Source organism: Bradyrhizobium sp. 192 (assembly GCF_023100965.1).
Classification (GTDB): domain Bacteria; phylum Pseudomonadota; class Alphaproteobacteria; order Rhizobiales; family Xanthobacteraceae; genus Bradyrhizobium; species Bradyrhizobium symbiodeficiens.
This window is the reverse complement of record NZ_CP064690.1, coordinates 791,704-808,858: the sequence shown is the minus strand read 5'-3', so window position 1 is coordinate 808,858 and position 17,155 is coordinate 791,704. Positions and strand designations below refer to the sequence as shown.

Below are 17,155 nucleotides of genomic sequence, written 5' to 3'. Positions count from 1 at the left end.
CAGGTCGTTGTGAAGGTTACTCGCTGCGGTTCTCGCCCACCGAGAGCGCGCAGATTCGTGACAGATAGGTATAGGGCAAGCCCGTCTCTTCAGCCCAGGCGTTGAACTGCGCCTGGACCTTGGCGAGGTCGCCCTTCGACTTGACCTGTTCGGCAATGTCGAGGCCGGCATCGCGCAGGCAGGCGACCACGTCCCCGGACGTCACAAAGCCGTCCCAGCCGATAAACCGCAGCAGCATCTGCCCGGTGTTGCCGCCGAGCCGGCTGCCGCGCTTGGTCATGAGATCGAGCAGGCCGATCTCGTCGGACGAGGGCCACTTCGCCAGAAACTTGCCGAAGCTGCCATGCTCCTTCGCGATCGCCTGCACGAAGGCGGCGTTGTCGCGCACCGACATGATCTTGGCACCGTTGCGCACGATGCGCGCATCGCGCAGCAGGCCTTCCCAATAATCCTCGGGCTGGAAGGTGAGCTTCGCCGGCTGGAAATGCAGGAAAGCGTCCTCAAAGCCGTCCCATTTCGTCTCGATCACGCTCCAGGCAAAGCCGGCGCAAAATACCCGCTTGGTCATTTCGGCGAGGACGCGGTCGTCGCCGAGCCTGGCCAGCCGCTTGAGGTCCGGCTTTGCCGGCATCAGCTTCTCCAGCGCCTTGGGCCCGCCCTTGCGCTTCTCGGCGCGGGCACGAATGGTCTTGAAGGAGGTCATGCGGACATCCGCGTTGAGGGTCCGTCACGACATCAGAATTCGCTCCACAGGTCCAGTTCCACCGTGATGGAAATGCCTGATGCCGGTGCGCCAAGCGCAATTCATCGAGCGCTCGGCAAACGACGTCGCCGCCCGTGACCGGGCATGCCCGCGGATGGCGGTTTGATTTCATCTCATAGTTGTTATTGGATGCCTCCGCCAGTGAAGCAGCCCCAGTCGCCGCCTCGTGGGCCTGTGGTTCATCTAAGCAATCCCGGTAGCACCCTCCGCTCGCATCGTTTTCAGACTGAGCAGAACGACGAGCGGCGGCGCGACCCAATCATGTGAACCATTCCTGCAATGTCCTTTGTCTCGGTGGCGTTCCTAGGTCTGGTTCCCGCGACCTTCCTGCTCTACCACGCCACCTCCCGGCTCGCGCTCCGGAACCTCATCATCCTGGCGGCAAGCTACGTCTTTTACGGCTGGTGGGACTGGCGTTTTCTGCCTTTGCTGGTCGGGATTTCCATCGTCAACTATGCCGCGGCGATTCTGATCGCCGCGAGCCCTCACGAGCACACAAGAAAGCTTCTGGTCTTTTCCGCGGTCGCCGTGGCGATCGTCGTGCTCGCGATATTCAAGTACTTCAGCTTCTTCGTCGATTCGTTCGTGACGATCGCACAACACGCGGGTCTCAAACCGAACCTGCCGACGTTGCGCATCATCCTGCCGCTGGGCATTTCCTTCATCACCTTCCAGGGCATCGCCTATGTCGTGGACGTTTATCGCGGCAAGCATGTCGCGGAGAGAGACCTCGTCAAGTTTCTCGCCTTCAAGGCGTTCTTCCCGCAACTCGTGGCGGGTCCGATCGAAAGAGCCAGCAATCTCCTGGATCAATTTTCGAAGCCGCGACAATTCACGGCCGATCATGCCGACCGCGCGCTCTGGCTCCTGATCTACGGCTACGCCATGAAGGTCGTGGTCGCCGACAGCCTGGCGATGATCGTCGACACGCTCTTCATTCCGGAACAGCCCTTCGGCTGGTCGGTCGTGCTCGCCACGATCGCCTTCGGCATCCAGATCTACGCCGATTTCAACGGATACAGCCTGATCGCAAAGGGCGTCGCGCTGCTGTTCGGCTTCGAGCTGACTTGGAACTTCCGCTACCCCTACTGGTCGGTCTCGATCAGCGAATTCTGGCGGCGCTGGCACATCAGCCTCAGCACATGGCTACGGGACTATTTGTATATCCCCCTCGGCGGAAACCGTCGTGGCGAGACCATCACGAACCGGAACTTGATGCTGACCATGACTTTGGGAGGCCTCTGGCACGGCGCGTCGTGGACGTTCGTTCTCTGGGGACTGCTCCATGGCACCGTGCTTGCGCTATGGCGCAAAGTGCCCGGGGGAGATGAACCGCCTTCGACGATTGCTCGCGGCGCCGGCTGGGCCGTTACCATGCTGGTCGTCTTCGTCGGCTGGTTTCTCTTTCGAGCGGCAAACTGGAATTTGCTGGTCGGCATGCTCAGTGCGCTCAGGAACTGGGAATGGGCTCCGGTGCACAGCGCCGTCACGCTCGCGGTTCTATCGCTGACAATCCCGCTGATGCTGCTGGAATGGCAGCTGCAGTCGCACGGGGATTATTTCCTGATTCGCTGCCCTGCATGGATGAAGTATCCGCTGTTTGCAGCCCTGGCGGCTGTGACGATCGCGGCGTCCGGGCACGTCAACGCAACCTTCATCTATTTTCAGTTCTAGGCCATGCTGAAACGCGCGATCCAGCCGATCATGAATTCGCCGCTGATCAATGCGCTTCGGCTTGTCGCAAGCAGGTTCGTTCCGGTCGCGGTCTTGACGGCTCTCATCCTCGGGATCGCGAGTTTCATCCATCGGCAGAGCAAGCATCAATGGTCTCGCGGAATCGAGACCTACATCGTCCTCGAGCAGATCAGGCGTTCGGAGCGACTGCCTGCATCCGATCTCGCCTTTCTCGGCGACAGCTCTTGCCTGTTCGGGATTCACGTCCCGACCTTGTTGCATGCGTTTCCGGGATCCAGCGTCGAGGCGTTCTGCACCATCGGCTATGTTGGCCCGGATGGCTACGGTGCCATGCTCGACAAGATGGTCGCCCGCGGTCGCCAGCCCAAGAAGCTCATTCTCGTGTTCAATCCGATCCAGTTCGAGCGCGATCCAAGATGGAATGAGTGGCCGGCCTTCATCAGGAACGACCGTTTCGAACTTCCTTCCGGCCTGACCTTTCCGGCCGGCGGTCTCGAATATATCCGACTGCTGATGGAGCGCACCGTGTACACCCCGCTTCCGGGCGCTTATGCGATCTATTACGGCGGCAAGGACCAGTTCATTTCGACCATATGGAGCGAGCACGGCGGCGCGGTCGAGCCCAGCCGAATGCTCGATATTCCTTCGCTGGAAGCTTTCAAGGCCACCCTGCCCGGCCACGTTCTTCTCAAGCCGCTCCCCGCCTCGAAGCCTTTCGTGATCAACGCGGAATTCGAGAAGGCGCTCGACTCCCTGTCCGTGACGCTGTCGAAGTTCGACCGGTCGAAGGTCTATCTCGTCATCTCGCCGGTCAATTCCGTCAATGCTCAGGGCGGCCCGCAGAGCTTCCACGCCGAGGCAGGACAAAGGATTGCGGCTCGGCTTGGCCTCGATCAATCGCAATTCCTGGACACCCCGGACGTGATGCTGGACATCCTGTATGCGCATTATCCGTCGCATTTGCATCGATGGGCGCGGATGATCTACACTGAGCAACTGTCGAAGACTCTGGCTGACCGGGGAATCCTGAAATAGCATCAGGCGGCTGATTGAACGGCCGGCTGGCCCGTCAATTCGCAAGCAATTCGATTTCTCTTAACCAATGGATTTTCGATGCGTTGCCTGGTCGTTGCCGACCTGCATTATTCGCTGCCTCAGCTCGACTGGCTCGTCAGCGCAGCTCCGCAATTCGACCTCGTGATCTTCGCCGGCGATGCGCTCGACATCGGCTCGATAGTGGATTTCCGGGCCCAGATCGTGGTGGTGAAGAAGTACCTCGCGCTGCTCGCCGCGAAGACCCGCGTGATCCTCTGCTCCGGCAATCACGACCTCGACGAGCGCAATGCAGAGGGCGAGAAGATCGCACGCTGGATTTCGGAGGTGCGCGACATCGGCATTGCCTGCGATGGCGACAGCCTCACCATCGGCGACACCCTGTTCACGGTGTGCCCGTGGTGGGACGGGCCGCTCGTCAAGCAGCGCCTCATGGCCCAGCTCGGCGACGCGGCTTCCGGCCGGCTGCCACGCTGGATCTGGGCCCATCACGCGCCGCCGGCGGATTCGCCGACGAGCTGGGGCGGCAAGCGCTTCTTCGGCGACGTCGAGCTGGTACAATGGATCATGCAGTACCAGCCGTCGATCGTGATCTCAGGCCACGTGCACCAGTCGCCCTTCATCAAGGATGGCTCGTGGTTCGACCGGCTGGGCGAGAGCTGGGTCTTCAACACCGGCCTGCAACCCGGCCGCCCCCCGACCTACATCGTGCTCGACCTCGACGCAAACAAGGCGTTCTGGCTTGCGGCCGGCGAAGCGCAATGGATCGACCTCAACGCGCCGCTGAAGCGGCCCGCCACGCCCATCGATGCGCCGCCGGACTGGCTCACATCCTTGGATCGGATTGCAGATCCGAACCTGGCGAGACCTCAACCGGCGGCAGGTTGATCATGCTCTGGAGCACCTCGCCGACCATGGCCAGGTGCGTGCCGTGCCCGGCATATTGCCGCTTGAGATCCGCGAGATAGGTGTTGGCGACGTTGAGCCGCTGCGCCAGCATTTTTGCGATGAGCACCGCGACGCCCGGCTCCTGCTCGAGGAACGAGGCCGCATCCTCGAATTCGTAGATGATGGAATCCGAGCAGGCCCGCACCGTCGCCGTATGCGGCTGCCCCAGCAGCACGGACATCTCGCCCAGTACCGCGCCCGGCTCGGTGACGGTGGCGACCACCATCTCGCCCTTGAGCACTTCGAGCTTGCCCTGGATCAGCACGTAGAGATGGCCGGTGGTACCGCCCTCGGTAACGACGACCGCCCCGGCCTTGACCTGCCGTTCGGTCCCGCCCGTGCAATAGTTCAGAACTGCGCGCATCCTGCGAAGTCTCCCGTCACGGGTTGCAGTAGAGCACGATCCGCGCCGCACCCTTGCTCAAATTTACAGCAAGCCCGGCTAACGCGACAAGCGTTTCGCGAGGTGGACCGACTGCCAATCTCCCAGTCCGGTATCCCTGAAACCTGCCTTCTTCGCCAGGCCGCGCATCTCGGCATTGGTCCGGGCGGTTTCGGCGGCGATCATCTCGTGACCGAGATCGATGGCGCGCGTTTCCATCGCCGTCATCATCTGAAGGCCAAGGCCCATGCGGTGGAAGGCATCGGCGACCGAGATGGCAAATTCGCCGTAACGGACGGCCTCGTCATAGGCGTATCGCGCTTCGCCGATGATCCGGCCCTGGCCCTCCTGCCTGAGCTCGGCGAGCAAGGTGAAGTGGTCGAGCCGGTCGGACTTGGCGACGCACTCGGCCGCGACCGCGGAGAGATCGGTTCGTGCGCCACTGAAGCGCTTGTTGCGCGATGTCGTGGAAAGGCCAGTGAAATAGACCGAGAGGCTCTCGACATCGGATTCGCCCGCGGTCCTGATGCAGACCATGGCCTTCGTTTCGGCCAATTCGACCGGCTCGACGACGGCTCCCGGAAACAGCTGGGACATGCGCGATGCTTTCAGGCAGGTTGCTGGGACTTGCAGACCTAGCCGAGGCCGCGCACCGGACGCTTGGACGGAGCTGCCAATCATGCGGCTGAAAACGAACAGTTCGTTTCCATGTGCCGCGCGTCACACACGGGAGAGTGAAGGCACCTCCTCGGGCACGATCGCCTGAAGCCCGCCGAAGCGGCGCTCGCGGCCATGGAATGACACCAAGGCAGCGGCGAGATCGCCGGCGTCGAATTCGGGCCACATCCGCTCGGTGAAGTGCAGCTCGGCATAGGCGCCCTCCCAGAGCAGGAAGTCCGACAGCCGCTTCTCGCCCGAGGTACGGATGATGAGATCGACGTCGCGCAGGCCGGCTTCGCCGGTGACGAGCTGCGAGAAGGCTTCGCGGGTAAGGCTCGTCAGCGCCGCCGCTTTCGCCGCGGCATTGAGGATGGCATCACGGGCGGAATAGTCGACGGCGATACGCAAATGCAGCGTGGTGCCTTCAGCGGTGGCGTCTTCGGCGCGCGTGATCGCATTGGCAATGCCGTCAGGCAACCGGTCGCGGCGGCCGATCACTGTGAGGCGAACGCCGTTCTTGACCAGGCTCTGCACCTCGTTGGCGAGATAGAAGCGCAGCAAGGTCATCAGCGCCGCGACCTCGGCCTTCGGCCTCCGCCAATTGTCGGTGGAGAAAGCGTAGAGCGTCAGCGTGCCGATGCCCTGTTTTGGCGCGGCCTCGACGATGCGGCGGATCGCCTCGACACCGGCCTCGTGGCCGCGCACGCGCGACAGGCCGCGCCGCGTCGCCCATCGTCCGTTGCCGTCCATGATGATGCCGACATGAAGCTTCTCGTTGCGGGACGCACCACTTTGCATCGCAAAGTCTCCGGTCAAAAAAGGGGAAGGATCAGGTCGAGACGATACCGAGGCGACCGAGCGGCGGCGCCTCGCGACCGGCGGCCTTGGCGGCGTCGCGCACCAGGCGCTCGAGCACGGCGAGATAGTCGAGGAAGCGGCGGCGCCCGGTCTTGGTGAGGCGGCAGGTGGTGTGCGGGCGGTTGCCCTCGTAGCCCTTGGTCACCTCGACGAGGCCGGCCTCCTGCAGCACGCCGAGATGCCGGCTGAGATTGCCGTCGGTGAGGCCGCAGAGCTGCTTGAGGTCGGCGAATGCCAGCCCCTTGGGATGCGCCATCAGCGAGGTCAGAAGCCCGAGCCTCGCCTTCTCGTGGATCACACGGTCGAGCCCTTCATAGGAGAAGGGCGCGCTGTCAATCTTCGACATCATGGTCTCCGGATGCGACATAGAGAATGGCCGCCATCACCGACTGCCCGATCACGAAGGGCAGGCCCATGGTCCATGGCGACAGCGTATGGGTCTGGCTCGCGAGCACCACCACCGCGAAGCCGGACACGAAATACCAGGCGCCGGCGAGCGCGACAGTGCGCGGCAGCGAGCGGACGGAGGCGAAAATGCCGAGTGACACCAGGATCTGCCACAGGCCCGGGAGCAGCCACAGCGTCTCGCCCGCGAACTTCCACAACACCACCGCGAGCAGCACACCGGCAACGCCTGCCGGCAGGAACTGCTCGACCGCCTGGTGGATCATGGCGTCGGCCAGACCCGAATGATGGCGGCGCGAACGCGCGCGCATCTCGATCCCGATCATCAGGACGGAGAGCGCGGCAGCGATGAACCAGCCGAAGAAGAAGCCGAGCGGCTCGCCGGTGGGATCGCCCAGCAGCCAGAATTGCAGGATCGCGGTGAGCAGCGCGACGGCGCCGGTCGCGGCCATCGTCGCGGGGCCGTAACCGCGGAACGCGGTACCGGCCGCAATCTGGCTGCGGATCGCTCCGATATCGGCCAGTGCCTTGTCGAGATCGCGCAACCCCAGAACCTCGTTCCGCCCGTGTTTCCGGGATTGCCCGTCCCGTTACTTTGTGATGCAAAGTATATGGCACTGCAAAGCAAACGCAAGCCGAAAGTCGTCGCGAGCGGATTCCGCCGGTCCGGACAACTGCCGGTTGCGCACCCCGTGTTCCCGTAGATAAGATACCGTCCAAAAGCGCCGGGGGGCTGTTATGTGGCTTAAGTCGTTGATCATCGCGTCCTTGTTGCAGGTCGGTATTGCCGGAGCCGCCAATGCGGCGGGACCGTTCGGCAGCGTCAATATCGGCAACTGGATCGGCGGCGCATTCAGCAATGACCAGACCGGCGCCTTCTCCCATTGCGCCGCGACGACGCCTTATGCGAACGGCGTCATCCTCGTCGTAAGCCAGAATTCCGCCGGCACCTGGTCACTCGCTTTTGCGAGTCCCAGCTACCGTTTCAACAAGGGCGAGAACGCCGCGATCGACGTGACCTTTGACGGACGGGAGCAGGCCAGGCTGTACGCGACGGCGTATCAGTCCAACATGCTCACCGCCATCATGCCGCTGAATGTCGTGCGTACGTTCCAGAAGGCGAGCCTGATGGTCGCAACAGCCGGCCGCGCCGTTCTGAATTTCGACCTGACATCGACCGGGCCGGTCATCGCGGCATTGGCCAATTGCGCAAGCAAGGTGAAGGCCGACGGGCTCGACAAGGCCGGCGACTTCACCAAGGTTGCGGCGAAGCCCGCCGTGGCCGGCGACAAGCAAGGCGCGCCTCCTGCCAAGCCGGGACGAACCGGAACCTTCACCGGCACTGGCTTTGTGGTCAGTCCCAACGGACATATCGTCACCAACAGCCACGTGATCGATAGCTGCACCGGGGATATCAAGGGCAATCTCGCCGGTGAGGCCGCGATGGTTCTGCGCGTCGTCTCCAGCGACGCGACCAACGATCTCGCGCTGCTGCAGGCGCCGTCAACGGCAGCGTTCAAGGATTTTGCGAAGATCAGGGACCGCTCGATGCACTCCGGCGACTCGGTGGTGGCCATCGGCTTCCCGCTGCACGGCTATCTCTCCTCCGACCTGACCGTGACGACGGGAATCGTCAGCTCACTCAGCGGCTTCCGCAATCACACCGGACGTTTGCAGATCAGCGCGGCGATTCAAGCGGGCAACAGTGGGGGTCCCTTGTTCGACCTGTCCGGCCAAGTCGCAGGCATCGTCGTTGCAAAGCTCAACGCGCTCAGGATGATCAAGGAAACCGGGCAGCTGACGGAGAATATCAACTTCGCCATCAAGACCGGCGCGCTGCGCGACTTCCTCGACAACTCCGTGGTGCCCTACCAGACCGCGGAGCCCAAGGGGGAACTGAAGACTGCCGACATCGCCGCCAACGCCCGCGCCTACACGATGCTGATCTCGTGTACCGGCATGGAACAGGCGGACGCGAAGCGGTAAACCGCTCTGCCCTCAATACGGAGCGACGGGCCGCCCACGCCGCTGCGGCCGCGATTGCGCCGGCTGCCCCTGACCGTAGGCGAAGCGCGGATTGCGATCGCAGTACAGCAGCCGGCCGGACACGCTGGCCTGGCATTGTTCATAGGTGCTGTAGGCGCATTCGCCGGGATAGTCATATTCACCGCCCTGGGCGCACCACGGATAGTCACGGGCGGCCGCGGGCGTGATGGTGGCGAAACCAGCCAGGACCGCCGCACCGAAAGTCAGCAGCACCAATTGCGTCTTGCGCATGATCACTCCTCTTTGGCCGGCACGAGATACGGCGCCATCTATCATCAGGTTTCGCCGCGCCGCTTTATTCCAGATCAACCGAACAAAGCACGCAAGAAAAAAGCCCTGCCATGCGGCAGGGCTCCATTTTCCGGCTATCACAAGATCGCTACTCGACCTTCAGGCCGGCGAACTCGACGACCTTCTTCCACTTCTCGGTCTCGGCCTTGATCTCCTCGCCGAACGCCTCGGGCGTCTGCACCCGCGGGTCGCCGCCGAGCTCGACCAGACGCTTGGTCATGTCGGGCTCCTTCAGGACCGCGTTGACCTCGCTGTTGAGCTTGGCGATGACTTCCTTTGGCGTGTTCTTCGGCGCGGCCATACCGAACAGCGCGCTAGCCTCGTAGCCCTTCACCGTCTCGGCAATCGTCGGCACGTCGGGCAATTGCGATGAGCGTTGCGCCGTGGTGACCCCAAGTGGACGAAGCGCGCCGGAGCGGATGTGCTGGATGATCGAGGGCATATTGTCGAAGATAACCTGCACCTGGCCACCGAGCAAATCGGTGATCGCAGGCGCGGCGCCGCGATAGGGCACGTGCTGCATCTTGCAGCCGGTCATGGCCATGAACATCTCGCCGGACAGATGCACCGAGGTGCCGTTGCCGGACGAGGCCATGTTCACCTTGCCGGGATTGGCCTTCACATATTCGATGAACTCGGCGACGGTCTTCGCCGGCACGTCCTTGTTGACGGTCATAACGTTCGGCACGCGCTGGAACGAGGCCACCGGCGCGAGGTCCTGCACGAAGTTGAACTTGAGATTCTTGTAGAGCGTGCTGTTGATGTAGTTCGCCGGATTGACCAACAGCAGCGTGTAGCCGTCGGGCTCCGCATTAACGACCGATTCGGTGGCGATGTTGTTGCCGGCACCAGGCTTGTTCTCGATCACGAATTGCTGGCCGAGCTTCTCGGAAAGCCGCTGGCCGATCAGTCGCGCCAGGATGTCGGTGGCGCCACCCGGCGGATAGCCGACCACCCATTTCACCGGGTGGGCCGGATAATCGGCGGCAAGGGCCTTCGACAGCGGGGTGGCTGCAAGCGGACTGGCGGCGAGCAGGCCCAGCGCGGTACGGCGAGTGATCATCTCGAGGGTTCTCCCAGTGTTGTTATTGAAAGCCGGATGTCTTGAAAATCGAGTCAGCGCGGTTGTAACAAAGCTTGCCGCAGGCGGAAAGTGCGCGGGGCGCATCACGACGAAAGGATAAGGCATGGTGGTCAAGATCGAAGCTCTCGATCATCTCGTGATCAATGTCTCCGACGTCGCGGCCACCACCGAGTGGTACGGCAGGATTCTCGGCATGGAAGTCAAGGTATTCGACCCCGGCGGCGGCAAAGCGCCGCGGACTTCGCTTCACTTTGGTAACCAGAAGATCAACGTCCGGCCGCGCGATGCCGACAAGGTGGAGTGGTTCACCGCCGATCACCAGACCGCTGGCAGCGAGGACCTCTGCTTCCTCACCTCGGCTTCGCCTGGCGAGGTGGTGGCGCATTTGCGGGCACACGGCGTCGCGATCGAGGAAGGCCCGGTTCTCAAGCAGGGCGCGCGCGGCACGCTGCGCTCGGTCTATTGCCGTGACCCGGATGGGAGCCTGATCGAGATTTCATCGTACGAGAATTAGGCTCCGTCATTCCGGGGCGGTGCGTAGCACCGAACCCGGAATCTCGAGATTCCGGATCTGGTCCTTTGGACCATCCCGGAATGACGAAGGAGAGAACGAGCACGCTGTCACTGCCCAGCGCGCGCCATCTCCTCATTTGCTCCCCGCTTCATCCGATGGCAGGAAGACGCAATCATCAAAAGGCAGCCGCCATCAAGATGCAGGCTGCACGGGGAGGAGCCATGTCAGTTCAACAGACCGCAGCCGGGATCGTCAGCCCATTCGATGGCCTAGACGTACCCTGGCTCCTGAGGATGCGCGCCGAAGTGCGGCGTGATCATCCATTCCTGATCTGGGCGCCGTTCGATGCGCTGGCGAGGCGCTGGAGCTATGGCGAGTTTCACGAGCGGGTCGGTGCGCTCGCGGCGGGGCTGGCACGGCGCCGCGTGAAGCCGGGCGAATACGTGCTCATTCATCTCGACAATTGCATCGAGGCGCTGCTGGCCTGGTTTGCCTGCGTCGAACTCGGGGCCGTCGCAGTCACCACCAACACCCGCTCGGCGCCGGCCGAGATCGCGTATTTTGCCGATCATTGCGGCGCGGTCGCCGCGATCACGCAGCCGGCCTATGCCGAGATCGTCGCGCAGAACTGCCGCAACATAGGCTGGATGGCGGTGACCTCGCATGATGCCGGCGCAGCGCCCGTGCACGGCGTCTCGCGCGGCGACAGTTTTGAATCCCTGTTCGCCGACAGTGCCGACCGCCCCAGGCGCGCGGCCGATCCACTGGCGCCGTGCAGCGTGCAGTACACCTCGGGCACGACCTCGCGCCCCAAGGCCGTGCTGTGGACCCACGCCAACGCGCTATGGGGCGCCAAGATCAACGCCGCGCACGAGGACCTCCATGCGAGCGACGTGCACCAGACCTATCTGCCGCTGTTCCACACCAATGCCCTCGCCTACTCCATGCTGGCGACGCTGTGGGTCGGTGGCTCCTGCGTGATCCAGCCGCGCTTCTCCGCCAGCCGGTTCTGGGGCGTCGCGCGCGAGCACGGCGCGACCTGGACCTCGACGATTCCGTTCTGCATGAAGGCGCTGCTCGAGCAGGAGATCCCGAAGGACCACAGCTTCCGCCTGTGGGGCACGGCGATCAACGAGCCGCCGGCCTTCGCCGCCTTCGGGATCAAGATGATCGGCTGGTGGGGCATGACCGAGACCATCACCCACGGCATCGTCGGCGAGGTCGACCAGCCGAACATACCCATGTCGATCGGGCGGGCCGCGCCGGAATATCAAATCCGCATCACCGACGACGACGGACGGCCGACCGAAATCGGCGGCACCGGCAATCTCGCGATCAAGGGCGTCCCCGGCCTGTCGCTGTTCGCCGAATATCTGCACAACGAAAAAGCGACGCGCGAGAGTTTCGACGCGCACGGCTTCTTCCTCACCGGCGACCGCGTCGAGCGGCTTGCGAACGGCTTCATCAAGTTCGGCGACCGTGCCAAGGACATGCTGAAGGTCGGCGGCGAGAACGTCGCGGCCTCCGAGATCGAGCAGGTGATCGCGGTGGTTCCGGGCGTGCGCGAGGCGGCCGTGGTGGCGAAGAAACATCCGATGCTGGACGAGGTGCCTGTCGTCTTCATCATCCCGCATGGCGGCGTCGCGGGCGCTGCGCCAGATCTGCACGAGCGCGTGATGGCCGCCTGCCGCAACGGCCTTGCCGACTTCAAGGTGCCGCGCGAGATCAGGCTCGTCGACGACATGCCGCGCTCGACGCTGGAAAAGGTGGCGAAAGCGGAGCTCAGGAAGATGGTGGGGTGAAGGAATGTCATTCCGGGGCGCGCGAAGCGCGAACCCGGAATGACAGGCTATTGTCAGAACGACCCCAGCGCCACGGGCCTGAACGCCTGCAGCAGCTGCTGATCGAGCTTGCCGCCCATGCCTTCCATCATCGTGAAGGCGCGCGAGTGGGTGAACGGCATGCGATAGGCGCGCTTCTCCACCAGGGCCGCGTAGATGTCGACGATCGTCGTCAGACGCACGATGTCGCTGATCTGGTTCGATGACAGGCCGTTCGGATAGCCCGAGCCGTCGAGGAATTCGTGGTGATGCAGGATCACGTCGAGCATCTCCGGCGGGAAGCTGCCTTGCGCGGCGAGCGCGTCATAGCCGCGGCGCGGATGCTGGCGGACCTCGGACATCTCCTCGTCGGTGAGTTTGCCGGGCTTGTCGAGCAGCGCGGAGGGAACGAAGGCCTTGCCGACATCGTGCAGCAGCGCGGCGCGGGTCAGGCGGCGCTGGTCGTCCTCGCGCATGCCGAGATGCTGCGCGAAGGAGACGGCGAAGCCGGTGACGAACAGGCAGTGCCGGTAGCTGCCGACATGGTGGCAGCCCACCGTGGTGAGCCATTCGCGCAGCGAGGAGTGCTTGATCGCCTTCAGGATCTTGCTCTCCGCGGCGATGACGTCGTCGAAGGTCAGGGGCACGCCGAGCGGCAGCTTCTCGAACATCTTCGCCAGCACCGCGTGCGCGGCCTCGACGCCGCGGTTGAGCGTCTTGCCGCGGTCGGTCGCGTCATAGGCGGCGGTGTCGGGGAAGGCGGCGCGGATGCGCTGGAGGATGGCGTCCGCCTGGAGCGGCCGCGAGATGGTGTCGGTGGCGCCCAGCGCCCAGGCCTGCATGGTGCCGTGATGCAGGGCATCGGCGAGCACGAACAGCCGCGGCATCGCGCGATAGGCATCACCGCGCAGCTTGTTGCGCACCCGCTGCACGCTCTCGGGCGAGCGCAGGTTGATGTCGACCACGAGGCCGGAGAGATCGCGCGAGGGCTGCTCGGGAATCCCTTGCGTCGTCACCATCGAGACGTCGCCGACCGCCTTCAGGATGCTGGCGAGTTCGCTGCTCGCATCGCTCCGGTCGGAGGCGAGCAGAAGCCGGCGTTTGGCGGCGGTTTTGGCTGGCGCGTTCATGACTTCCCCAAGGCATGGGACTGGATTTGGCCCCAAGCCTAAGCCGGATCAGGTTCTCCGGCCCTTAAGAGGCGTGCTCAATGGAACCTTCTGGAATTGTGCGCAATTTTACGGATTTGGGCTCCAGGAGGCCGACCTGCAAAATTTGCGAAAACAACCCCATGCACAGTAGAGCGGGCATTGATAACAAAAGGAAATTTTGAACGCCCTTGCCCACTCTCGGCTGTCGTCGCCCGGCTTGCCGCCTTCGCTAAAGCTTCGGCGCGCCAAGCAGCCGTTTAAGCCGCGGCGTAGTCTTGGCCGAACCGGGACCGGGCGACCCAGTAAGCCGGGACGGTGCGGCCGGAACCGAGAAGCCGCAGCGTACTGGATGCCCGCCTTCGCGGGCATGACATTGAGATTGGGGAGACAGCCACCAAAACAAATCCGCCGGAGGCTGCCCCCCGGCGGATGATCTCATTGCGCAATCGCGTCCTTACGCCTTCATGCTTGCCTTCACCGCCTCCGCCGTAATGGGCAGTGCCCGCACGCGGGCGCCGCTTGCGTTGAAGATGGCATTGCCGATGGCGGGCGCGACCACCGTCACCGCGGGCTCGCCGACGCCGGTGGCCTTCTCGCCATTGGCGATCACGGTGACCGCGACCTCGGGCACCTGGCTCATGCGCAAGGGCGTGTAGCTGTCGAAATTGGTCTGCTCGATGCCACCGTCCTTCAGCGTCGCCTTCTCGTACAAGGCCAGCGACAGGCCCCACAGCGCCGCGCCCTCGACCTGGGCACGGATGTTGTCGGGATGCACCTGGGTGCCGACGTCGGTTGCGACCGTGAGCTTCTTCACGGTCACCTCGCCCGAGGGAGCCACTGCGACATGGGCGACGCAGGCCGTCCAGCTCGCGCTTGCGCGCTCCTGCGACGACACGCAGGCGACGCCCATCCCCTCACCCTTCGGCAGCTTGCGGCTACCGTAGCCGGCAAGGCCCATCGCGGCGAGCAGCGTGTTGCGCAGCCGCTGCGCGCCGCCGTCGTTCTTGCCGGCGCCGTCGAGCAGCGAGATGCGGAACTGGGCCGGGTCCTTGCCGGTCGCAGCGGCGATCTCGTCGATCATGCTTTCGACCGCCCAGAAGGTCCAACCCGGTGCCACCGAACGGAGCTGGCCGGACGGCGTCGCGTTGTGCGCGAGCTCGTTCTTGATCGCGCGCACATAATGGTTGGGCACCGTGTAGAAGAAGTCGGCGCCGTTGACAGTGAAGCTGTCGAGCGGCCCCTTCTTGTCGACCGAGGGCGTCAGGAAATCGGGGATTCCCCAGCGGGCGGTCGGCCAGGCCGAGACCACGTCGTGGCTGAGCGCTGTCAGCTTGCCGTCGCCGTCCACGCCGGCTTTCACTTTCTGGTAGGTGAGCGGACGCGAGAAATCCATCGTCATGTCGTTCTCGCGCGTATAGATCACCTTCACCGGCTTGCCGACCGCTTTCGCCGCCTGCACGGCGGGGATCATCATGTCGGCATCGAGCCTGCGGCCGAAGCCACCGCCGAGCCACATCTGGTGCATGACCACGAACTTCGGATCGATCCCGGCAGCGCCCGCCGCGATCGCACCTGAGCGCGTCGCGAACTGGTTGCCGGAATAGATGTGCAGGATGTCGCCCTTGAACTCCGCGGTGGCGTTCATCGGCTCCATCGGCGCGTGGATGTTGATGCTGGTGGTGTACTCCGCCTCCACCACCTTGGCCGCCGAGCCGAAGGCGGCTGCGGGATCGCCGTCCTTGACGAAGAACTGGCCGGAATCCTCCAACTTCTGAAGCCGCTTGGCCTCATCGAGCAGCGACTGGCTCGACACCTTCGCATTCGGACCGCCGTCATAGGCGATCTTCAGCGCCTGCGCCGCCTTCTTGGCGTTGGCATAGGTGCTGGCGACCGCGACGACCCAGCCCGATGTCGTCTGCGTCTTGTCGTCGAGGGTGACGGCCTTGATGAAGCCCGGCACCTTCTTGGCGGCGCTGTCGTCGACCGATTTCACCGTGGCGCCGAAGCGCACCGGCGGGGTGACGATCGCGCCGTAGGCCATGCCCGGCAGCATCACGTCGATGCCGTACTTGGCCGTGCCGTTGGTCTTGGAGGGGATGTCGAGCTGCGGCACCGACACGCCGATCATGGTGTATTGATCCGGCGACTTCAGCTTGATCGCCTTGAGCTCGTCCGGCGTGAAGGTTTTCGTCGCCTTGCCGCTCTTGACGACATCAGCGAACGACATCTGCTTCTTCGACTTCGGATGCGAGATCACGGAATCGCGCACCACAAGCTCCGAAGCCGACACGCCCATGGAAGCGGCCGCACCTTCGGTCAACGCCATGCGTCCGGCCGCACCGGCCCGGCTCATGGCGTCGAAGTTCATCATGGTCGACCAGCTGCCGCCGGTGATCTGCGCGCCCAGCACGGGATCGTTGAACTTCGGGTCGTTGGAGGCGAGCTGCACGCGCATATCGCTCCATTTCGCGCCAAGCTCTTCGCAGACGATCTGCGCCATGGTGGAGGCGATGTGCTGGCCCATGTCGGCCTTGCCGCAGGTCACGGTAACGAGACCATCGGGCGAGATCGCATACCAGACGCTCGGCTCGAAACTGGCAGGAGCCGCAGCCGATGCGGACTCGATGCCGGGCACGCCGGCATAGCCGAGCACGAGGCCGGTCGCGGCGGTGCCGACGAGGAAGGAGCGGCGGCTGAGATCGGTCGTCTCGGGCATGACGTTCTTGATGTGCTTGTTCATGTGGGCCTCCGTTCGTTGCCGGAGGCGGACGCGGTGCGCATCTCGGTGGCAGCCCGCATGATCGCCTTCTGGATCCGCGAATACGTCATGCAGCGGCAGAGGTTGCCGTCCATATGCGCCACGACCTCTTCCTTGGTCGGATTGGGATTCTTCGACAGCAGCGACGCCGCCTGCATGATCTGCCCGGACTGGCAGTAGCCGCATTGCGGCACCTGCTCGGCGACCCACGCCTTCTGCAAGGGATGGTCGCCCTTGGCGGAGAGGCCTTCGATGGTAGTGATCTTCTTGCCGGCGACATCGCCGACCATGGTCTGGCACGAGCGCACGGCTTCGCCGTTGACGTGCACGGTGCAGGCTCCGCACAGCCCGGCACCGCAGCCGAACTTTGTGCCGGTCATTTGCAATTGCTCGCGGATTGCCCAGAGGAGCGGCGTGTCGTTCGCCGCATCCACGGACAGACTCCGCCCGTTGATGGTGAGAGTTGGCATAGGCGTCTTCCCCTGCCGGTGCATGAAGCCGCTTACGGCGGCAACTTGAACGGCGGACGCCCACCGGGCCGGCGCCAGCCTTGGCCGCAAGAATGATCGGGTTCGGGTGCGGTGGCAAATGCAATTTGGAACGAGTCGAAAAAGCCACCTCTGCACTTGCTCGTTGTGCGCTGCGCCAATGGCGCCGGCGCAGCCACTGAACGCAACAGCGCGGGCATCGGACATGCGTGCAATCGCGTTCAGGCAGTTTCTTCCAG

At 63.8% G+C, this 17,155-nt stretch carries 17 protein-coding genes; 6 read left to right on the top strand and 11 right to left on the bottom strand.

Features of this window, described 5'->3' with window-relative positions:
• Positions 1-16: 16 nt before the first annotated feature.
• Complete coding sequence (locus IVB24_RS03795) at positions 17-703, bottom strand: DNA-3-methyladenine glycosylase I (protein ID WP_166467709.1); 687 nt, start codon at positions 701-703, stop codon at positions 17-19.
• Between the two features lie 339 nt (positions 704-1,042).
• On the opposite strand from IVB24_RS03795, the gene IVB24_RS03790 reads away from it, so the two are divergent.
• From IVB24_RS03790 to IVB24_RS03780, 3 genes are all read left to right on the top strand, one after another.
• Positions 1,043-2,437 carry an MBOAT family O-acyltransferase gene (locus IVB24_RS03790; RefSeq protein ID WP_247772092.1) on the top strand — a complete coding sequence of 465 codons (1,395 nt, stop codon included), beginning with the start codon at positions 1,043-1,045 and terminating at the stop codon, positions 2,435-2,437.
• A gap of 3 nt (positions 2,438-2,440) precedes the next feature.
• Positions 2,441-3,493 carry a hypothetical protein gene (locus tag IVB24_RS03785; RefSeq protein WP_247772091.1) on the top strand — a complete coding sequence of 351 codons (1,053 nt, stop codon included), beginning with the start codon at positions 2,441-2,443 and terminating at the stop codon, positions 3,491-3,493.
• 78 nt (positions 3,494-3,571) lie between these two features.
• Positions 3,572-4,399 (top strand): metallophosphoesterase, encoded by an 828-nt coding sequence (locus tag IVB24_RS03780; protein ID WP_247772090.1) that lies wholly within the window; start codon positions 3,572-3,574, stop codon positions 4,397-4,399.
• Here IVB24_RS03780 and IVB24_RS03775 read toward each other — a convergent pair.
• The 5 genes from IVB24_RS03775 to IVB24_RS03755 form a co-directional block, all read right to left on the bottom strand.
• Positions 4,338-4,823: a cyclic nucleotide-binding domain-containing protein gene (locus IVB24_RS03775; RefSeq protein WP_140481665.1), complete on the bottom strand. Its 486-nt coding sequence runs from the start codon at positions 4,821-4,823 to the stop codon at positions 4,338-4,340. The genes IVB24_RS03780 and IVB24_RS03775 overlap by 62 nt on opposite strands.
• 78 nt (positions 4,824-4,901) lie before the next feature.
• Positions 4,902-5,438, bottom strand: a complete 537-nt coding sequence (locus IVB24_RS03770; protein ID WP_247772089.1) for a GNAT family N-acetyltransferase — start codon at positions 5,436-5,438, stop codon at positions 4,902-4,904.
• 123 nt (positions 5,439-5,561) lie between these two features.
• Positions 5,562-6,299 (bottom strand): di-trans,poly-cis-decaprenylcistransferase, encoded by a 738-nt coding sequence (locus tag IVB24_RS03765; RefSeq protein WP_247772088.1) that lies wholly within the window; start codon positions 6,297-6,299, stop codon positions 5,562-5,564.
• A 31-nt stretch (positions 6,300-6,330) separates the two neighbouring features.
• Positions 6,331-6,705 carry a transcriptional regulator gene (locus IVB24_RS03760; protein WP_162308818.1) on the bottom strand — a complete coding sequence of 125 codons (375 nt, stop codon included), beginning with the start codon at positions 6,703-6,705 and terminating at the stop codon, positions 6,331-6,333.
• Entirely contained in the window at positions 6,692-7,309 is a 618-nt protein-coding gene (locus IVB24_RS03755) for a hypothetical protein (protein WP_094976161.1), read from the bottom strand. Before IVB24_RS03755 ends, IVB24_RS03760 begins: the two co-directional genes overlap by 14 nt.
• Before the next feature lie 193 nt (positions 7,310-7,502).
• On the opposite strand from IVB24_RS03755, the gene IVB24_RS03750 reads away from it, so the two are divergent.
• Positions 7,503-8,750 (top strand): serine protease, encoded by a 1,248-nt coding sequence (locus IVB24_RS03750; RefSeq protein ID WP_247772087.1) that lies wholly within the window; start codon positions 7,503-7,505, stop codon positions 8,748-8,750.
• Positions 8,751-8,762: 12 nt separating this feature from the next.
• Here IVB24_RS03750 and IVB24_RS03745 read toward each other — a convergent pair whose 3' ends face one another.
• Together IVB24_RS03745 and IVB24_RS03740 are read right to left on the bottom strand one after the other, a co-directional pair.
• The gene (locus tag IVB24_RS03745) at positions 8,763-9,041 is read right to left on the bottom strand and encodes a DUF3551 domain-containing protein (RefSeq protein WP_166476571.1); all 279 of its coding nucleotides are present in this window, start codon (positions 9,039-9,041) and stop codon (positions 8,763-8,765) included.
• 148 nt (positions 9,042-9,189) lie between these two features.
• On the bottom strand, positions 9,190-10,164 hold the full coding sequence (locus IVB24_RS03740) for a tripartite tricarboxylate transporter substrate binding protein (RefSeq protein WP_247772086.1): 975 nt from the start codon (positions 10,162-10,164) through the stop codon (positions 9,190-9,192).
• Positions 10,165-10,288: 124 nt separating this feature from the next.
• Here IVB24_RS03740 and IVB24_RS03735 point away from each other — a divergent pair, with 124 nt between their 5' ends.
• Together IVB24_RS03735 and IVB24_RS03730 are read left to right on the top strand one after the other, a co-directional pair.
• Positions 10,289-10,699: a VOC family protein gene (locus IVB24_RS03735; protein WP_094976158.1), complete on the top strand. Its 411-nt coding sequence runs from the start codon at positions 10,289-10,291 to the stop codon at positions 10,697-10,699.
• Between the two features lie 221 nt (positions 10,700-10,920).
• Complete coding sequence (locus tag IVB24_RS03730) at positions 10,921-12,501, top strand: AMP-binding protein (RefSeq protein ID WP_247772085.1); 1,581 nt, start codon at positions 10,921-10,923, stop codon at positions 12,499-12,501.
• A 53-nt stretch (positions 12,502-12,554) separates the two neighbouring features.
• On the opposite strand, the gene IVB24_RS03725 is transcribed toward IVB24_RS03730, so the two are convergent.
• The 3 genes from IVB24_RS03725 to IVB24_RS03715 form a co-directional block, all read right to left on the bottom strand.
• A complete protein-coding gene (locus tag IVB24_RS03725; RefSeq protein ID WP_094976157.1) occupies positions 12,555-13,649 on the bottom strand; it encodes an HD domain-containing phosphohydrolase in 1,095 nt (364 codons plus the stop codon).
• A 475-nt stretch (positions 13,650-14,124) separates the two neighbouring features.
• On the bottom strand, positions 14,125-16,410 hold the full coding sequence (locus tag IVB24_RS03720) for a molybdopterin cofactor-binding domain-containing protein (RefSeq protein ID WP_247772084.1): 2,286 nt from the start codon (positions 16,408-16,410) through the stop codon (positions 14,125-14,127).
• Complete coding sequence (locus IVB24_RS03715) at positions 16,407-16,898, bottom strand: (2Fe-2S)-binding protein (protein ID WP_094976153.1); 492 nt, start codon at positions 16,896-16,898, stop codon at positions 16,407-16,409. The genes IVB24_RS03720 and IVB24_RS03715 overlap by 4 nt, the downstream gene beginning before the upstream one ends.
• Between the last annotated feature and the right edge of the window lie 257 nt (positions 16,899-17,155).